Source organism: Mesorhizobium sp. M1D.F.Ca.ET.043.01.1.1 (genome assembly GCF_003952385.1).
In the GTDB taxonomy this organism is placed as follows: domain Bacteria; phylum Pseudomonadota; class Alphaproteobacteria; order Rhizobiales; family Rhizobiaceae; genus Mesorhizobium.
In genome coordinates, this window is sequence record NZ_CP034444.1 from 903,815 (window position 1) to 920,266 (window position 16,452).

General features: G+C 64.5%; 16 protein-coding genes. 7 read left to right on the forward strand and 9 right to left on the reverse strand.

The window, feature by feature from the left end:
• The first annotated feature begins 447 nt into the window (after positions 1-447).
• Positions 448-2,943 carry a sel1 repeat family protein gene (locus tag EJ067_RS04715; protein WP_126084894.1) on the forward strand — a complete coding sequence of 832 codons (2,496 nt, stop codon included), beginning with the start codon at positions 448-450 and terminating at the stop codon, positions 2,941-2,943.
• A gap of 74 nt (positions 2,944-3,017) precedes the next feature.
• On the opposite strand, the gene EJ067_RS04720 is transcribed toward EJ067_RS04715, so the two are convergent.
• Positions 3,018-5,123 (reverse strand): molybdopterin oxidoreductase family protein, encoded by a 2,106-nt coding sequence (locus EJ067_RS04720; RefSeq protein ID WP_126084895.1) that lies wholly within the window; start codon positions 5,121-5,123, stop codon positions 3,018-3,020.
• A gap of 249 nt (positions 5,124-5,372) precedes the next feature.
• Complete coding sequence (gene abc-f, locus EJ067_RS04725) at positions 5,373-7,250, reverse strand: ribosomal protection-like ABC-F family protein (RefSeq protein WP_126084896.1); 1,878 nt, start codon at positions 7,248-7,250, stop codon at positions 5,373-5,375.
• On the opposite strand from abc-f, the gene EJ067_RS04730 reads away from it, so the two are divergent.
• The 3 genes from EJ067_RS04730 to EJ067_RS04740 all read left to right on the forward strand — a co-directional run bounded on the left by EJ067_RS04730 (position 7,240) and on the right by EJ067_RS04740 (position 9,011).
• Positions 7,240-7,647 (forward strand): hypothetical protein, encoded by a 408-nt coding sequence (locus EJ067_RS04730; RefSeq protein ID WP_210211685.1) that lies wholly within the window; start codon positions 7,240-7,242, stop codon positions 7,645-7,647. The genes abc-f and EJ067_RS04730 overlap by 11 nt on opposite strands.
• A 187-nt stretch (positions 7,648-7,834) precedes the next feature.
• A complete protein-coding gene (locus EJ067_RS04735) occupies positions 7,835-8,515 on the forward strand; it encodes a lysozyme inhibitor LprI family protein (protein WP_126084898.1) in 681 nt (226 codons plus the stop codon).
• Positions 8,516-8,819: 304 nt separating this feature from the next.
• Positions 8,820-9,011 (forward strand): hypothetical protein, encoded by a 192-nt coding sequence (locus EJ067_RS04740; protein ID WP_126084899.1) that lies wholly within the window; start codon positions 8,820-8,822, stop codon positions 9,009-9,011.
• Between the two features lie 84 nt (positions 9,012-9,095).
• On the opposite strand, the gene EJ067_RS34445 is transcribed toward EJ067_RS04740, so the two are convergent.
• The 6 genes from EJ067_RS34445 to EJ067_RS34450 form a co-directional block, all read right to left on the reverse strand.
• Complete coding sequence (locus EJ067_RS34445; RefSeq protein ID WP_189510399.1) at positions 9,096-9,242, reverse strand: hypothetical protein; 147 nt, start codon at positions 9,240-9,242, stop codon at positions 9,096-9,098.
• A gap of 147 nt (positions 9,243-9,389) precedes the next feature.
• Positions 9,390-9,830: a MucR family transcriptional regulator gene (locus EJ067_RS04745; protein WP_126084900.1), complete on the reverse strand. Its 441-nt coding sequence runs from the start codon at positions 9,828-9,830 to the stop codon at positions 9,390-9,392.
• A gap of 358 nt (positions 9,831-10,188) precedes the next feature.
• Positions 10,189-10,398 carry a hypothetical protein gene (locus tag EJ067_RS04750; RefSeq protein WP_126089497.1) on the reverse strand — a complete coding sequence of 70 codons (210 nt, stop codon included), beginning with the start codon at positions 10,396-10,398 and terminating at the stop codon, positions 10,189-10,191.
• A gap of 29 nt (positions 10,399-10,427) precedes the next feature.
• A complete protein-coding gene (locus EJ067_RS04755) occupies positions 10,428-11,231 on the reverse strand; it encodes a DMT family transporter (RefSeq protein ID WP_245468172.1) in 804 nt (267 codons plus the stop codon).
• Positions 11,171-11,497: a hypothetical protein gene (locus tag EJ067_RS35100; RefSeq protein ID WP_245468173.1), complete on the reverse strand. Its 327-nt coding sequence runs from the start codon at positions 11,495-11,497 to the stop codon at positions 11,171-11,173. The genes EJ067_RS04755 and EJ067_RS35100 overlap by 61 nt, the downstream gene beginning before the upstream one ends.
• Positions 11,497-12,330, reverse strand: coding sequence for a hypothetical protein (locus EJ067_RS34450; protein WP_189510402.1), 834 nt, complete (start codon positions 12,328-12,330; stop codon positions 11,497-11,499). Before EJ067_RS34450 ends, EJ067_RS35100 begins: the two co-directional genes overlap by 1 nt.
• Positions 12,331-12,441: 111 nt before the next feature.
• Here EJ067_RS34450 and EJ067_RS04775 point away from each other — a divergent pair, with 111 nt between their 5' ends.
• Positions 12,442-13,410: a LysR substrate-binding domain-containing protein gene (locus EJ067_RS04775; protein WP_126084901.1), complete on the forward strand. Its 969-nt coding sequence runs from the start codon at positions 12,442-12,444 to the stop codon at positions 13,408-13,410.
• A 268-nt stretch (positions 13,411-13,678) separates the two neighbouring features.
• On the opposite strand, the gene EJ067_RS34455 is transcribed toward EJ067_RS04775, so the two are convergent.
• Positions 13,679-13,855: a hypothetical protein gene (locus tag EJ067_RS34455; RefSeq protein ID WP_189510405.1), complete on the reverse strand. Its 177-nt coding sequence runs from the start codon at positions 13,853-13,855 to the stop codon at positions 13,679-13,681.
• Positions 13,856-13,999: 144 nt separating this feature from the next.
• Here EJ067_RS34455 and EJ067_RS34460 point away from each other — a divergent pair, with 144 nt between their 5' ends.
• Both EJ067_RS34460 and EJ067_RS04780 read left to right on the forward strand, forming a co-directional pair.
• On the forward strand, positions 14,000-14,155 hold the full coding sequence (locus EJ067_RS34460; protein ID WP_168247560.1) for a hypothetical protein: 156 nt from the start codon (positions 14,000-14,002) through the stop codon (positions 14,153-14,155).
• Between the two features lie 173 nt (positions 14,156-14,328).
• Positions 14,329-16,410, forward strand: a complete 2,082-nt coding sequence (locus EJ067_RS04780; protein ID WP_126084902.1) for an ATP-dependent helicase — start codon at positions 14,329-14,331, stop codon at positions 16,408-16,410.
• Positions 16,411-16,452: the final 42 nt, after the last annotated feature.

Consider the following 16,452-nt stretch of genomic DNA (forward strand, 5'->3'; position numbering starts at 1 on the left):
GTGCCTCTATAGACGCACTAGCTGACGGTTGCGACGAAAGGCGCTTGGGCCAGATGGCGAAGCACGCCGCAGGCGCAAGCGAACCATGCGCGAATGTGAAGCACCACACTCATCATCGCTGACGTGATGTGCTAATTTAACGGCAGTGTCCGGCGGCGAAGCGCCCGGGCCGTGTCCGAGGGGGACGCCCATGTTGCGGCCGGTGCATGCCCTGCTTCTTTCGTGCTTCGCCCTGATGCCGCTTGCCGGCGGGGCTTTCGCGGCGCAGTCGTCCTCCGACAAGCCCGACGATGCGGCGAAGAAGGCCGCGCTCGCCGAGGCGATCAGCACCTGTGATCGTGGCGCCTCCGTGCCGCTCGACCCTGAGGCCAAGGCGCCGCCGGTCCAGTATGGCGCGCTCTTCCCGTTCGATATGAACTTCAGCAAACTCAAAGACCTGGCCGACAAATGCCAGGCGGCTATGCTCGGCGCGCCGCAGGAAAAACGACTGACGCTGAGTGGCTGCGGACCCAGGTCGCGCTCAACCAGCCGGGGCTGGTCTTTCTCCTGCCGCAGGTCAAGCTGCTCGCCGATGGCGGCAGCCCGGAAGCGAATTTCCTCCTCTACGAGTTCTTTTCGGTGCATCGGCACGACAGCGCGGATGCCGGTTCGCCGCCGGTGACGCGCGGGATGGCGCTCGACGCCTTGCAGAAAGCAGGCGCCGCCGGTCATCTCACAGCTCTTTTGACGCTGCTGCAGCAATATACCGATGGACCGCTGCTGCGACGCGACGCGCACCGGATCGTTGAGACCGCGCAGCGCGTTACCGACGCGCCGGCCCAGGGCCAGTCGCCCGGCGAATGGGACAGCCAGTTCCGCGCCGCCATGCCGCTGTTGATTGCGCGCACGACGCTGACGGAATACGGATTCACGAGCGAGGAGCAGCAAAAGGCCTTTCATGCCGTCGAGACTGATTCCCAGGCCGGGACCAACGGCTCCGGACGATCGGCGCTGGCTTACATCAAGGCGTTGCGGCTGGGACGCGGGACCTCGCAGGACGCGACGAAGGCCAGGCAGTTGCTGGAGGCGCGCGCTGGCCACGACGGCGAAGCCATACCGATGCTGGCCGACATGCTGGCCAAGGGCGAAGGCGGCCCGGCGGATGGCAAGCGCGCCATCGCCATGCTGCGCGCGGCCACCAAGAATGTTGCCGAGGCCGGGCCGATGCTCGCCGGCCTGCTGCTGGACGGCAAGTTTGTCGGCCGCCAGCCGCGGGCGGCGGTCCAACTGTTCAACGGCTCATGGGACCTCGGTGCCTGCATTAGCCTTGCGGGCTCGCTTCTCGCCTATGATGGCGTGCGGGTCGACTATCCCGATCTGCTGGTCGAACGCCTGAGCGACGGCGCCGATGCCGGCGAGCCCGGCGCAGCGCTGGCGCTGGCGCGGCTCGAGCTTTCGGACAATCAGCAGTTCAAGAACGAGGACCATGCGCGCGCCATGCTGAAGCCACTGGCGAATGGGGGCGACCGCGACGCGCTCTGGCTCTATGCCTCGACGCAATATGCCAATCTCGATTCGACCAGCTATCGGCCGTCGCGCCGTGAAGACGGCCTGAGTGACGACCAACTGAAAACCCTGATCGACCAGGGCGAAGGCAAGAAAGAACCGCAGGCCTATCTGCTTCATGCCAAGCTGTTGCGGCGGGGCGTGGTCTACCCGCAGGACGACGTCAGGGCGACCGCGATGCTGATCAACGCCGCCAATCTCGGCAGCGTGGAGGCCATGGTCCTGCTCGGCGACGCCTATGACGACGGTCTCGGTATCGACAAGAACCCGCGCGAACGGCTGCATGCATGGCGCGAAGCGGCGCGGCTCGGCTCACTCAAGGCAAAGGGCAAGCTTGCGAGCGCCTTCACCTTCGACAGCTTCGACCATCTGATGACGTTGCGCGAAGGCATCACCGACCGCATCGCGCTTTACAATGACGGCTTCGGCCGCATGGGTGCCGGCGTGTTCGGTGGTGACGCCAGCATGGAACTGAGTGGCCTGTTTTCCGGACCGGCCTCCAGCGCCGGAACGGCGGCGGTTGCGGCCGCGGTGATGGACGCGTTTCGCGAAGCGCCGGCCGGCCTCGACGAGGAGAACCTGGTCAGCATCGGCAAGGCGCTGCCCGACGAGATCCGTGTGGCGATCGAGACGACGCTGAAAAGCGAAGGTTTTTATGCGGGTGAGCCGAAGGGCTATTTCGGCCCGGACGCGCGCAAGGCACTCGCCGCGTGGGTCGATGCGAAAGGCCCGCTCGCCGATGCCCCCAGCCCGCAAGCCGCAGGGGCGCAGCAGGCAGCGCCGGCCACCGACCTGCTGGCGGGCGAAATGCTCGATCGCGTCCGCAACAAGGTGTTCGCCCAGGCCCAGGCGGCCAAGACGGACAAGCAGAAGCTTGCCGCCATCAAGCAGCTCGGCATCCTCGCCCGCTATGGCGACCTCCCCTCGCGCTGGGTGCTGGTGCGCAACTACCACCAGGCAAGGGCCATCCGGTCGGTCGTCACGCCCGAGGAAGTCACCCGCTATGCGCTGGACATCCTGGTCTCGAAGCCCGACGGCGTCGACAAGGCGGAGTTCGAATTCATCTTCGACCTGACACAGATCGCGCAGGATCGAAAATCCAAGACGGTCGGCAGCGCCACCCTGCAGGCAGTCCGCGACGATCCGCGTTTGCAGGACCCGCTGACACTCGGCGCCATCATGGGCCAGTTCGCCTTCGCGCCGAACGCCTGCGACTCCGTGCTAGCTGCTGCCCGCAAGGCCAGCATCGACGGCGTGGGTGAGGATGGATGCGACGAGCAAACACGCACCGCCCTCATCGCCTTCGCCAAGGACAAGGGTGCATCCGGCATCGACGCCGCGGCCCGCAAGGCTGCCGCGGAAGAGATCAAGACGCTGGACGCGCAGGCCGCGAAGTAGCCAGGGCCAAGTAGTCAAAGCAGTTTACGCAATTCCGGACGGAAAACCGCTGCGCACTTTTCCTGGAATTGCTTTTAAAGCGCCCTCAGCCACACCTTGTTATCGTGGAAGGCAGCACCCCCATAGGGCGCGGGCGCATCGGCGCCGGTCAGCACGTTGATGCCCTCGCCGCGCTCATGCGCGCTGTTCGGCCAGATGCCTTCGGCCACCACGACGCCGCGCTTCACGCCGTCGAAAAGCCTCGCGTGCAGCACGAGGTCGCCACGCCGGTTGCCGATCTCGACGCGGCCGCCATCCTCGATGCCGAGCACGGCCGCATCCTCGGGATGCAGCAGCAGTTCGGGCCTGCCTTCCTTGGCCTTCGACACCGGCGTCTCGGCAAAGGTCGAGTTGAGGAAGTTGCGGGCCGGCGAGGTGGTCAGCCGGAACGGATGCTCCTCGTCCGCGACCTCGATCAGCTCGACATGGTCGGGGAATTCAGGCAGCCGCTCGACCGGGCCGAACAGGCCCATGCTTTTCGGCGGCCGGTTGGGCGCCGACTGCCCGGTCCAGTCGGCGCGGAAGTGGAATTTCCTGTCGGCATGGCCGAAACCGTTGATGAAATGCGCGTCGTCGAAGCCGGGCTGCAAGTCCACCCACTTCTCAGCCTTCAAGCTGTCGAAGCTGCCGATCCCGCGCTTGCCGAGGATGATGTCGATATGCTCCTTCTCGGTCAGGCCGAAGCCCGGCCGGTCGGAGACACCGAGCCGCTTTGCCAGTTCCTCGATGACGAAATGGTTGGTGCGCGGCCCCTCGGGCGGCTCGATCAGCTTCGGACCCAGCGTGACATGCTGGTTGCCACCGCCCTTGTAGACGTCGTCATGCTCCAGAAACATCGTCGCCGGCAGCACGACATCGGCGAGCTTGGCCGTATCGGTCATGAACTGTTCGTGCACGCAGGTGAACAGGTCCTCGCGCAGAAAACCCTGTTTCACCAATCGCTGCTCCGGCGCGACATTGGCCGGATTGGTGTTCTGGATCAGCATCGCCGTCACCGGCGGACCGCCATAGAGCGCGTCCGCGGCACCCGTCAGCACCGGGCCGATGCGCGAATGGTCGAGATAGCGGATGTTCGGGTCGCGCATCGCGGTTCCCTCCAGCACATCCTGGTTCAGCTTGAAGATACCGGAATTGGAATGGAAGGCGCCGCCGCCCTCATACTGCCAGGCGCCGGTGACGGCGGCGATGCAGGACGCGGCATGCATGTTGACCGAGCCGTTGCGCTGGCGCGCAAAACCGTAGCCGAGGCGGAAATAAGTCTTCTTGGTCGTGCCGACGATTTGCGCGAAGGCCTCGATCTCGGCGACGCTCAAGCCGGTGATGGCGGCGGCCCATTCGGGCGTCCGCGTCCGCAAATGCTCCCCCAGTCCGCGCGGATCGTCGGTGTATTTTTCGAGATAGGCGCGGTCGGCCATGCCATCGCGGAACAGCACATGCATGACCGCGCAGGCGAGCGCGCCGTCGGTGCCGGGCCGCAAAACAAGACCGAGGTCGGCCTGTTTCATCGTGGCGTTGTCGTAGATATCGATGACGACGATCTTCGCGCCACGCTCTTTCCGCGCCCGCATCGCATGGGTCATGACATTGACCTGCGTGACCACGGCATTGGTGCCCCAGATCACCACGCAATCGGCCTTCGCCATCTCGCGCGGATCGGGGCCACGCAAAGCGCCTGCTCCCATCATCCAGCCGGTCCAGGCGAGATTGGTGCAGATCGAGCCGAAGAAGCCGGAATATTTCTTCGCGTGCCGCAGCCGCTCGATGCCGTCGCGCTGCACCAGCCCCATCGTGCCGGCGTAGAAATACGGCCAGACCGTCTCGGAACCGTATTTGTCTTCGGCGGCAATGAATTTTTCCGCCACCAGATCGAGCGCCGCTTCCCAGCTCGCTTCCCTCCAGGCGCCCTCGCCTTTGGCGCCGGCGCGCACCAGCGGCTTCAGCAACCGGTCGGGGTGATGCACGCGGTCGGCATAGCGCGCGACCTTGGCGCAGACGACGCCGGCCGTGTAGCTGTTCGTCTTGGCACCGTGGACGCGGCCGATGCGGTTATTGTCGAGAAGCTCGACGTCGAGCGCGCAGGTGGAGGGGCAATCGTGCGGACAGGCCGAATGGCCGATCCTGAGCTTGGCATGCTGGTTCATGGGGGGCGTGTAGCGGGTTTTGGCGGAGAGGTGTAGGGCCAGAGGGCTCCTTCCCTTCTGCCCTTGTGGGAGAAGGTGGCCGAGCGAAGCTCGGTCGGATGAGGGGTGTTGGAAGGATCGCTACCATGAAGAAATGGGCGCTTGAAGCATCCTATTCCTCATCGCCTCGTTTCTTCCAACACCCCTCATCCGTCTCGGCGCTGCGCGCCGATCCACCTTCTCCCACAAGGGGAGAAGGGGAAGCCGCACTCACTCCGCGATCCCTTCCTCATACTCCGCCGACATGGTCAGCCACTTGTCCTCGTTCTGCGCCAGCGTATGCGCCAATTGCGAGCGCTCCTTGGCGAGCCGCGTCGCGGTGGACGGATCCTTTTCGTAGATCGCCGGATTGGCGAGCTCGTCCTCGATGAGGTCGATGCGCTTGCGCATGCGGTCCATCAGCGCCTCGGTGGCGCGGATTTCCTTCGCCAGCGGTTCCAGCGCGGCGCGGCGCTGCGCGGCCTCGCGGCGGCGGTCGGCCTTGGAGGCCTTGTCGGCTTCCTTCTGCTCGCGACGGTTGGAGGACACGCCGGTGACGAGCGTCTTATAATCCTCGAGGTCGCCGTCATATGGGTTGACCGCGCCGTCCTTGACCAGCCACAGCCGGTCGGCCGTCGCCTCGAGCAAATGCCGGTCGTGCGAGATCAGGATCACCGCGCCCGGAAAATCGTTCAGCGCATGGATCAGCGATTCACGGCTGTCGATGTCGAGATGGTTGGTCGGCTCGTCGAGGATGAAGAGGTTCGGGCCCTCGAAGGTCGACAGGCCCATCAGCAGCCGCGCCTTCTCGCCGCCGGACAGGTCCCTCGCCGCCGTGTTCATCTTCTCTGTCGACAGGCCGAACTGGGCGACGCGGGCACGCACCTTGGCTTCGGGCGCATCGGGCATCAGCCGGCGCACATGCTCGTAAGCGCTTTCCTCGGGGCGCAGATCGTCGAGCTGGTGCTGGGCGAAGATTGCCACCTTCAGCCCCGGCGCAATCGTCATCGTACCAGTCTCGCCCTTCAGGCGGCCGGCAAGCAACTTGGCGAAGGTCGACTTGCCGTTGCCGTTGGCGCCGAGCAGCGCGATGCGGTCGTCGGCATCGATGCGCAGCGTCATCTTCTTCAGCACCGGATTGTTCTCCGTGTAGCCGACATTGACGCCGTTGAGCGCCACGATCGGCGACGCCACCGTCTTGACCGGCTCGGGGAAGGAGAACGGCCGCACCGTGTCGTTCACCACAGCGGCGATCGGCTTCAGCTTCTCCAGCGCCTTCAGGCGCGACTGCGCCTGCCTCGCCTTGGAAGCCTTGGCGCGGAAACGCTCGACGAAGGACTCCATGTGCTTGCGCTGCGCTTCCTGCTTGGCGCGGCTCTTCTCCTGCAATTCGCGCTGCTCGGTCAGTTGGCGCTCGAACTGATCATAGCCGCCGCGCCAGAAAGTCAGCTTCTTCTGGTCGAGATGGACGATCGAGTTGACGGCGCGGTTGAGCAGGTCGCGGTCGTGCGAGATCAAAAGCACCGTGTGCGGATACTTCGAGACGTAGTTCTCGAGCCACAGCGTGCCTTCGAGGTCGAGATAGTTGGTCGGTTCGTCGAGCAGCAAAAGGTCCGGCTCGGAGAACAGCACGGCGGCGAGCGCGACGCGCATGCGCCAGCCGCCGGAGAAGGACGAGGCCGGCCGCCGCTGCGCGGCATCGTCGAAGCCGAGGCCGGCAAGGATGGTGGCCGCACGGGACTCGGCCGAGTGCGCGTCGATGTCGGCGAGCCGCGTATGGATCTCGGCGATGCGATGCGGATCGGTGGCGGTCTTTTCCTCTTCAAGCAAAGCCGCACGCTCGACATCGGCCTTGAGCACGATCTCGATCAGCGGCTCCTCGGTGCCCGGCGCTTCCTGCGCCACCTGGCCGATGCGGGTGTTCTTCGGCAGGCTGACCGAGCCGGTCTCGGACGGGAAATCGCCGGTGATCGCCTTGAACAGCGTGGTCTTGCCGGTGCCGTTGCGGCCGACGAGACCGGCCTTGGTGCCGGCCGGCAACGTCAGCGAGGCATGATCGAGAAGCAGGCGCCCCGCCATGCGCAGCGAGAGGTCGTTGATGATGAGCATGGGCTGCGCTTTTGCACGGGACATCGGCGCTTCGCAAGAGCCAGGCCGCGGATGGGGTTCGCCGCGCGCGACCGTGGACCATTCGGCAGAAAAACCCGACGGACTGGAACCACTCGCCTCCCCGAGCGTTTTGGGGCCCGTGATCCGCTATCTCGCACTCGCCTTCATCTTCTTCCAGGTCGCCACGACGGCTGCGCTCGCGACGCAGGTGGTTCTGTTCGCGGGCGATGCCTCTGGAGCACTCTCCTCGACTGAGCCGGCGAGCGCGTTGCTGACACCTTCAATCTCCCCGCTCGTGGCAGAGACGGCCGGCAGAACGGAGGCACGCCAGATGGAACACCTGCTGATCCAAATCGATCCCGGAGAACAATCTCAGGCGTCGCCTGTGAACGACTGAGAGGCCGGCGGCACAGCGCCACCTGTGCCCTTCTCCAGTTGGAGAGATTGCGCGCTCGTCCGCTTTCGCCAATCGCAACCGCTCACCCTTTGGTTGCCACGTCCCCGGTTTGACGTTGATGGCCGCCATCGTCTCAACCTATGCTGGCGCGAGCGGCTGGGGCCTATCCACGTAAAGGACAGATCCGATGACGTGTAAGACCACCCTCCTTTCGGCCGTGCTGGCAGTTGCGGTTGCCGCCATGATGGCGGTCCCTGCCCAGGCCGCAGACTGCGCGGCGGCGAAGACGCAGGCCGATCTCGCCACATGCACAGCCAAGGACGCGACCTCGGCCGATGCCGCGCTCAACGTCGTCTACATGGCGCTGGCGGAACGCCTCACCACCGCCGACCAGCAGCGCCTTCGTGATGCGCAGCGCGCCTGGATCCCGTTCCGCGACAAGGAATGCGCCTTCCGCACCCGGCCCTATGCCGACGGCTCGGTGTATTCGAGCCTGGTCGAAACCTGCAAGGCGGAGCTGACCCAGGCCCGGCTGGCGCAGTTGCAGCACCAATTGCAATGTCCGGAAGGCGACCTCTCCTGCGTACCGCAAGCCGCCGGCGCCGCCGCGCCTGCGACGGCTGGCGCCGCGCCTGCGACGGCCGCTCCTGCCAAGGCAAGCCAGAACGGTACGCGGCCGTGCGTGCAATCGGCAGGCAAGGCGAAATCGGACCAATATGTCTCGCAACGCATTCAGGTGTCGCCGGCGACACATCCGCCCTGCAACGGCCAGAACACGTGCGGCATGATGATCGACGAGATCAAGCGCGGCTGCGCCATGATCGGCAGCGACAATCCACCGGCCTTCTGTTCCGCTTACAAGGGTTGAGCGACACGGCGAGCCGGCCGTTCAGTCCGGCCCCGCCACCGATCGGTGAGCAATGCTATTTCCTCGCGGAAGGGAGGGCCAGCCAAGACAACCGCAACTTCCACCTTGGCTTATATTGGCGCGGCTCGCACCGTTGCCAGCAGAAAAGGTCGCAAATCTTTTGATCCAGCCGTGATGCTTGGCGAAAAATTGGTTTCAGTTTTACCGCAATCCTGCGAATTTATGATTGCGCCATGAGTCGCGTCATAGGCGCCAATAACAATCAACAATAACAACAATAACTTGACTGTGTCAGGAGCTCACGATGGACGGAGCAGCCAACGATCTGCGCATGCTGAGATATGTCGCGGAGATTACGCGCAAGCTTGCGAAGATGCTTTCACGCACGCGCTATCAGATGCTGGTCTATTTCCTGGAGATGACGGCTGTCGAGGCCGACAGCCTCGCGGCCGAGCAGGACCGCCGCGCCGAGGTCGGCAAGCCACCTCGCAACTGAGGACTGCCAGAGCACCGGCAGAACCGCCGACACGGTCTGCCTATCTGTCTTCCGGGAATGCCGAGGACGCAATCGCGCGCCTTTTCATCCGCCGATGATGCCGCCCAGGACGGCGAGGCATCTCAGCCGTCGCGCAGCGACGACCAGACGATCGTCATGCTCGACGATGGCGCGCTCGAAATTGTCGAGCGCGACAAGCGCGGCATGCAGATCGACGGCCGGCAGGTCCAATAAGAACAGGACGCGCCGCGCCTTGACCCCCTTCGCCGGCGTCGGCGGAAGGCTGGATGGCCACCCTGCGACGCAATGCGTCGAGCGCGGCCACCCGGTCGGCCGGACGGCTTGGCGTCGTCCGTTGCAGGCAACATGGCCGTCGGCTCAGGCCTTGGCTTTGCGCTTGCCCTTGCCCGAATCCGCGGCCGGCTTGCGGCCCAGGCCGGAAGACTTGGCGAGCGCCGAGCGGGTGGCCGAATAGCTGGGCGCCACCATCGGATAGTCCGCCGGCAGGCCCCATTTGGCGCGGTATTCGTCCGGCGTCAGGCCATGGTCGGTCGACAGATGCCGCTTCAGCGACTTGAACTTCTTCCCGTCCTCGAGGCAGACGATGTGATCGGGGAAGACCGAACGCTTCGGATTGACGGCCGGCGTCTGCGGCGCGCTCTCCTTGACGGCGACGCCGCCAGCGAGCTTGCGCACCGATGCGCTGACGCTGGCGATCAGATCAGGCAGGCCGGAGGCCGGAAGCGGGTTGTTACCTACATAGGCCGAGACAATGTCGGCGGTCAGCTCGATTGCAGTCTTGTCGTCGATATTGGACAATTTTTTTCACCCTCTGCTGGCTCTCAAGTGACCAGCTGTTTTTAAGACTTTGGTCTAGGTATCGTATAGGACCTGTCCCCCAACGGACCGTCCAGAGTCAATAAACGCATGAGACTCAATACCGCAGGTATGTTTTCACTGCGGATCGCGACCGCGCAAGTTAGGAATTCTAATACCTATAACAAACACTTTACGCGCTGAAATCCGGCGCAAGACCGGAAATGACCGGGCAGCACTTCGATTTTTGAGAGTAATTCCTGCAAAAATCGAATTCAAGACGGATATGGATGCTGGCGAACAGAATCACGTCCGGATGAACGATTGTGACCGATCATGCCCGATTCGATGGCGCGAGTCGCTATTTCGCGGCGGCCCCGCGCCGGAGGGTGGTCGGTCCGCCGTCAGCCAGGATATCCAGAACGCGTTTCCAGCGGGCGCAGCGGCCGAAATCCTTCTGCTCGATGGCCTTCTCGGCCTTCATGGCGGCATAGAGCTGCGCGTCGGCACCGAATTCCTTCACCAGCCAATGCGCCTCCTGCCAGGCGCGGCGTTCATCGTTGTCAAGTATGTTTCCTGGCATGTTTCCTGGCATGGTCTTCAGGCCTCCGGACGTTCGATGCCCACAGCGATGCAACTGCCGATGACGAGGACAGCGCCGGCAATGGCCGTCATCGACAGGCTTTCGCCCGACAGCGCCAGCAAAAGCGTGGAAGCGATCGGCGTGAGATAGGCGACGACCGCGAGCCTGCCGCCCTGGTCGAGGCTGAGCGCCCGCGACCAGAAATAATAGCCGAGCCCCATCGGCCCGGCGCCGAGATAGAGGCCGAGCAGCAAATCCAGGCCGCCCATGCCGGCGACGCCGTCGTGCAGGCACCAGGCAAAGGTCAGCGCGACGCCGAGCACCGCTGAGGGCAAAAGCAGGCGGTCGGGCGGCACGGCCAGACGGCCCACGGCGATTGAATAGAAAGCCATGCAAAGCGCCGAGCCCAAGGCGGCGCAATAACCAACGAGGCCGCCTTCGAACCAGGCTTGCGCGCGTCCGCCGGAGATCACCAGCGCCACGCCGGCGAAGCCGAGCGCGGCGGTGAGCCCAAGCAACAGCGGCCGCTTCGGGTTGCCGATGATGATGATCCCGGCCGCCACCAGAAGCGGCCAGGTATAGGCGACGAGATTGGCCTCGATGACCGGCATCGAGGCGAAGGCGATGTATTGCAGCACCATGGTGCCGACGAGGCCGATGAAGCCGACGGCATAGGCGGCGAGCGGGGCCCTTCCCTTCTCCCCCAGGTGGCCTCGCGAAGCAAGGTCGGATGAGGGGTGTTCCAGCGAACGCCAACGTCTCAGTTCGCTGGAACACCCCTCATCCGTCTCGGCGCTGCGCGCCGATCCACCTTCCCCCACAAGGGGGAAGGAGAAATGCTCATCAGCCTGATCAGCGCAAAGACCAGCGCCGCGCCGAAGAACTGCAGGAATTGCACGTGCGACACCGGGTGGCTGGCAAGCAGCGTCTTGCCGACCAGCGCATTGGTCGCCCAGAGCGCCACGGCGCCGAAGGCAAACGCCAGCGCCGCCGTCGAGGCACTATTGGACCGGGATTGCTGGCTTTCGGCCATGACCGGAGCGAGGCTCGGCGACGCCGAAGGCAGCCGAGCCGGGTCATCTGCCACTACCACGATTCCCTTGCTCCGCCCGAGACCGGCTCGTCAGCCGGCTTCGGCACCGGATGTTCTTCGGCATGGCGGCGATAGGCCGGCAGCTGGTTCGTCCAGACGTCGTCGGCCAGTTCGTTCACCCAGGCGCGGTCCTGGTCGTTGTCGGCGGCGAGGTAGAACATGCGGTTGTCGTCGACATAGGGCTTCGTCACCGAACGCTGGTTGAGCACCAGTGTGATGCGCGAGCCAAGCTGGATCGGCGCGGTGCGATGGAGCACGCCGAGGAACTGGCCGAGCGTGGCGTAGTTCATCTTGTGATCGATGCGCATGACCTTGTTGCGCGGCAGGTCGCGGCCGGATTCGAGGATGGCGCGGCCGGTCTCGGAATCGTCGCAATAGATCTCAAGATGGCCGCCGATCAGAGGGTCGCTGATCGAGAGCGGAATGAGCTCCGTGACCGGAACGCCATCGCAGTGCCATTCGACGGCGCCGTCCTTGGGGTTCATGAAGGTGACGGTCGAACCGACGATCGACAGCGGATAGGGTTCGAGCTTGGTGCCCATCATGTCGGACAGCCGTTCCAGCCGCAGCTTGTCGTTGAGCAGCTCCTTGATCTCCGGAATGTAGCGATCGGCGCCGGTGATGAAGGTGAGGTCGAGATGCTTGTGCACCGCATGGCTGGCCTTTAGCTTCAGTGCCGCCTCCTCGATCGCGGCAAGCAATTGCGCGTCGTAGCCGTGAAGATACTGGGCGACCCCGAAGCTCGACACTTTCCACGCCGTATCATGGCCGATGATGGCTTCGCGGCTCATCGCATAGCGCAGTTCGGGGATTGTATGGGCGTTCATTCTACTTCTCCAAGGTAGGGGCAACACTTGGTAAACAGTCGATTAAGCCGCCCGCCCCTGTAAATTTAGGAATGCTGGTGCTACTTTAAGCGCAGCTAAAGGTCGAACCCCGTGCGTCTGCTCAGTCAGGTCAACCTGAACTCGCTGAAAATCGTCGAAAGTGCCGCCAGGCACCGCAACTTCACGCGCGCCGGCGAGGAGCAGTTCATCACCGCCTCCGCTGTCAGCCAGCGGGTGAAGAGCCTGGAAGACCAGCTGCGCTTCAAGATCTTCCAGCGCGGCGGCAACGCGGTGTCGCTGACGCCGGAGGGCGAGACCTATGTGGCGCGCGTGCGCGAGGCGCTGGAGCGGATCGTGGCGGCAAGCATGGAGGCAACCGGCCAGTCCCAGTTGCATGTGCTGAAGATTTGCGTGCTGCCGACCTTCGCGGCGCGCTGGCTGTTTCCGCGCCTCTCCACTTTCCAGCGGCAGTATCCGGACATCGAGATGCGGGTGTCGACCTCCTATGCCACGCATGAATTCTCGGCCTCCGAATACGATCTGGAGATCCGCTATGGCGACGGCGACTTCCCCGGCCTCCATTGCGAGCTCTTGTTCAAGGAGGACCTGACGCCGGTGTGCAGCCGCAAGCTGTTCCATGAGGTGTTGGGCGACAAGCCGCTGTCGAAGGTAACGCCCGAGGATCTGAGGCATTTCACCCTGCTCCACTCCGATACGTGCACCCAGAACTGGCAGTCATGGCTGGGCTTTGCCGGCGCGAGCTTCGTGCTGGGCGAAACCAAGAGCATCTATTTCGATTCCTGCATGATGTCCTACGAGGCGGCCAATGCCGGCATGGGCTTTGCCGTCGCCAACCGCGCCTATATGGCGAGCGACATCCGCGCCGAACGGCTGGTGGCACCCTTCGCGGTGCACCATCCCAACACCGCCGGCTGGTACTTCGTCAGTCCGATCAACGCGCACGGCGCCCGCAAGGTCGAAGTTTTCAAGCAGTGGATCATGGCCGAGGCGGCGCTGACGCAGCGCCAGCTGGATCTCGAGATCGCCGGCATACCAGTGAAGCGGGCGGCGATGGCCTGAGGCAGGCCCAGCGAACACGCAATCCTTTTCAAAGATTTCTCGGTCCTTGAAAGACGGCACCAGCCATCGATAGCCGGCTTGCGCGATCACGCCATGACGCGGCGGAGAGACTCAGCTATCTTCATGTGTGCGGCGGGCCTGATTTCCCGCTTGGCCGGCGCTTTCCAGCTTCCTCCCAAGCAGCGCCGGCCTTCTTCTGTGGCGGCAGCGGCTTCGTGCCGGCCGCCCGAATTTCCGAAAAGACATCGCCTGGCTTCGTCCGACACCATCATTGCTTCGGCTGCATGCCTTGCTGGTCGCCGCCGGTGGTCGATTTCGGCACCGGATTCTTGTCGATTTGCGGGTTCTGGTCGACGGCGGGCGCCTTGGTCGGCGGGATGCTGTTGTCGCAAGCGGCGAGCGCGACCCCTGCCGCAAGAACCAGCAGTACGGGAAGCTTCTTCATGACGACCTCCTCTCGTTCGCCTCTTCGAGCGCCCCATTCTTTGAGGCAAACGAGACGGTGGCGGTTTGGTTGCGTGGCCGGCGGGAACCAATCATCCAAGCCCCGGTTGAACTCCCAACAATCCAATGCACCGAGGAGATGGTCATGATCCGCCTGCTGCTTGTCGGACTGTTCGCTTACAGCGCCTACCGCGTCACGATGAGGATCATCTATGAGATGTCCGGCGATGCCGCGCCGCTGGACGAACGACGGACGCTGCGGCGCCAGTCCGCCGCGATGGGGGTAGAGCCGAAGCGGTAGTTGCCTTTCCTCGCCCCCCGTCGAAGGTGGGGGCGAGGAACCCAAGCCCAGAAGGCCGGCGCGAGATCGCCCCGTCTGCCCTGCCGTGCATCTCCCCTCTGTTGGACCGCTTTCGCTATTCGCCAGCGCGCGAGTTGTATTGCGAACAAAGCGGAAACGATGCTTGATGGGCGATGAACATCGCCGCCCGTGATTCGTCCTTCGAAGCGCCCGCCTATCTCGTCCGGCTGAATGACGAGCAGCGGCTGGCGGTGGTGCATGGCGACGGCAAGGTGGCCGCCCCGCTGCTGGTGATCGCCGGCGCCGGCTCCGGCAAGACCAACACGCTGGCGCACCGCGTCGCGCACCTCATCGTCAAGGGCGCCGACCCGCGGCGCATCCTGTTGATGACGTTTTCGCGCCGCGCGGCATCAGAAATGGCCAAGCGCGTCGAGCGCATCGCCGGCGAGGTGCTGGGGCGCGACGCGGCGATCATCGCTGACGCGCTCGCCTGGGCCGGCACGTTTCACGGCATCGGCGCGAGGCTGTTGCGCGACTATGCCGAGCAGATCGGGCTAGACGCCGCCTTCACCATCCACGACCGCGAGGATTCGGCCGACCTGATGAACCTCGCCCGGCACGAGCTCGGTTTTTCCAAGACCGAAAACCGCTTTCCGACAAAAAGCACCTGCCTGCAGATCTACTCCCGCGCAGTCAACGCGCAGGCGCCGCTCGGCGAGGTGCTCGGCGCGGCATTCCCCTGGTGCGCAGCCTGGGCGGATCAGCTCAAGGAGCTGTTCGCGGCTTACGTGGAAGCCAAGCAGGCGCAGAACGTGCTCGATTACGACGACCTTCTGCTCTATTGGGCGCAGATGGCGGCGGAGCCGGAGATCGCGGCGCATCTCGGCAGCCGTTTCGACCATGTGCTGGTCGACGAATACCAGGACACCAACCGGCTGCAGGCCTCGATCCTCTTGGCGCTGAAGCCGGACGGCGCCGGGCTCACCGTGGTGGGCGACGACGCACAGTCGATCTATTCCTTCCGCGCCGCGGAAGTGCGCAACATCCTCGATTTCCCAAAACAGTTCACGCAAGGCGCCGAGATCGTCATGTTGGAGCGCAACTACCGCTCGACCGAGACGATCCTGGCCGCCGCGAACAAGGTGATCGGCGAGGCCACCGAACGCTTCACCAAGAACCTTTGGACCGAGCGCAGGTCGTCGCACAAGCCGCAACTGGTCAGCGTGCGCGACGAGGCCGAGCAGGCCAACTATGTCTGCCAGGCGATCCTCGCCGAGCGCGAGGCCGGCACGGCGCTGAAGGCGCAAGCCGTGCTCTTTCGTGCCTCGCATCACAGCGGGCCGCTGGAGGTGGAGCTCACGCGCCGCAACATCCCCTTCGTGAAGTTCGGCGGCCTGAAGTTCCTCGACGCCGCCCATGTCAAGGACTTGCTGGCGATGCTGCGCTTCGCCGAGAACCCGCGCGACCGCGTCGCCGGCTTTCGCGTGCTGCAGCTCATGCCGGGCATCGGCCCTTCCGCCGCCTCGCAGATCGTCGAGGCGATGGCGACGTCGCTGGACGAGACGCTGGGCCTTGCCCGCTTCCGGCCGCCGCAGCGCACGGCTGCAGATTGGCCGGTCTTCCTCGATATCTACAGCGGGTTGCGCGCCGGTCCGAAATGGCCGGCCGACCTCGAGCGGGTCAGGCTCTGGTACGAGCCGCATATGGAACGCATCCATGAAGACGCGATCACGCGCCGAGCGGACCTCCTGCAGCTCGAGCAGATCGCGTCGGGCTACCCCTCGCGCGAGCGTTTCCTGACCGAGCTGACGCTCGATCCGCCCGACGCCACCAGCGACCAAGCCGGCCCGCCGCATCGCGACGAGGATTACCTCATCCTGTCGACCATCCATTCGGCGAAGGGCCAGGAGTGGAAGAACGTCTTTGTGCTCAACACCGTCGACGGCTGCATCCCGGCCGATCTCGGCGTCGGCACCAAGGAGGATATCGAGGAGGAGCGGCGGCTGCTCTATGTGGCGATGACGCGGGCCAAGGACAGCCTGCATCTGGTGGTGCCGCAGCGGTTTTATCCGCACAACCAGCCGGCGCGCGGCGACCGCCACGTCTATGCCTCGCGCACCCGCTTCATTCCGGCTTCGATGCTTCAAGCCTTCGAGCAGTCATCCTGGGCAAGCGCCGCGATCAAGGACGACCCGCGCCAAAGGCCGGGCGTCAAGGTCGATCTCGGTGCCCGCATGCGCGGCATGTGGAAATAGCATCCGCCCGAACATCGTCCGACCCGCCAACACAACGGGCAA

Excerpts from the sequence above, each read along its gene's own strand:
- EJ067_RS04715 (WP_126084894.1), top strand. The coding sequence starts at position 448 with ATGCCAGGCGGCTATGCTCGGCGCGCCGCAGGAAAAACGACTGACGCT.
- EJ067_RS04720 (WP_126084895.1), bottom strand. The coding sequence starts at position 5,123 with ATGAACCAGCATGCCAAGCTCAGGATCGGCCATTCGGCCTGTCCGCAC.
- EJ067_RS04730 (WP_210211685.1), top strand. The coding sequence starts at position 7,240 with ATGATGAGCATGGGCTGCGCTTTTGCACGGGACATCGGCGCTTCGCAA.
- abc-f (WP_126084896.1), bottom strand. The coding sequence starts at position 7,250 with ATGCTCATCATCAACGACCTCTCGCTGCGCATGGCGGGGCGCCTGCTT.
- EJ067_RS04735 (WP_126084898.1), top strand. The coding sequence starts at position 7,835 with ATGACGTGTAAGACCACCCTCCTTTCGGCCGTGCTGGCAGTTGCGGTT.
- EJ067_RS04740 (WP_126084899.1), top strand. The coding sequence starts at position 8,820 with ATGGACGGAGCAGCCAACGATCTGCGCATGCTGAGATATGTCGCGGAG.
- EJ067_RS34450 (WP_189510402.1), bottom strand. The coding sequence starts at position 12,330 with ATGAACGCCCATACAATCCCCGAACTGCGCTATGCGATGAGCCGCGAA.
- EJ067_RS34455 (WP_189510405.1), bottom strand. The coding sequence starts at position 13,855 with ATGAAGAAGCTTCCCGTACTGCTGGTTCTTGCGGCAGGGGTCGCGCTC.
- EJ067_RS34460 (WP_168247560.1), top strand. The coding sequence starts at position 14,000 with ATGATCCGCCTGCTGCTTGTCGGACTGTTCGCTTACAGCGCCTACCGC.
- EJ067_RS04780 (WP_126084902.1), top strand. The coding sequence starts at position 14,329 with ATGAACATCGCCGCCCGTGATTCGTCCTTCGAAGCGCCCGCCTATCTC.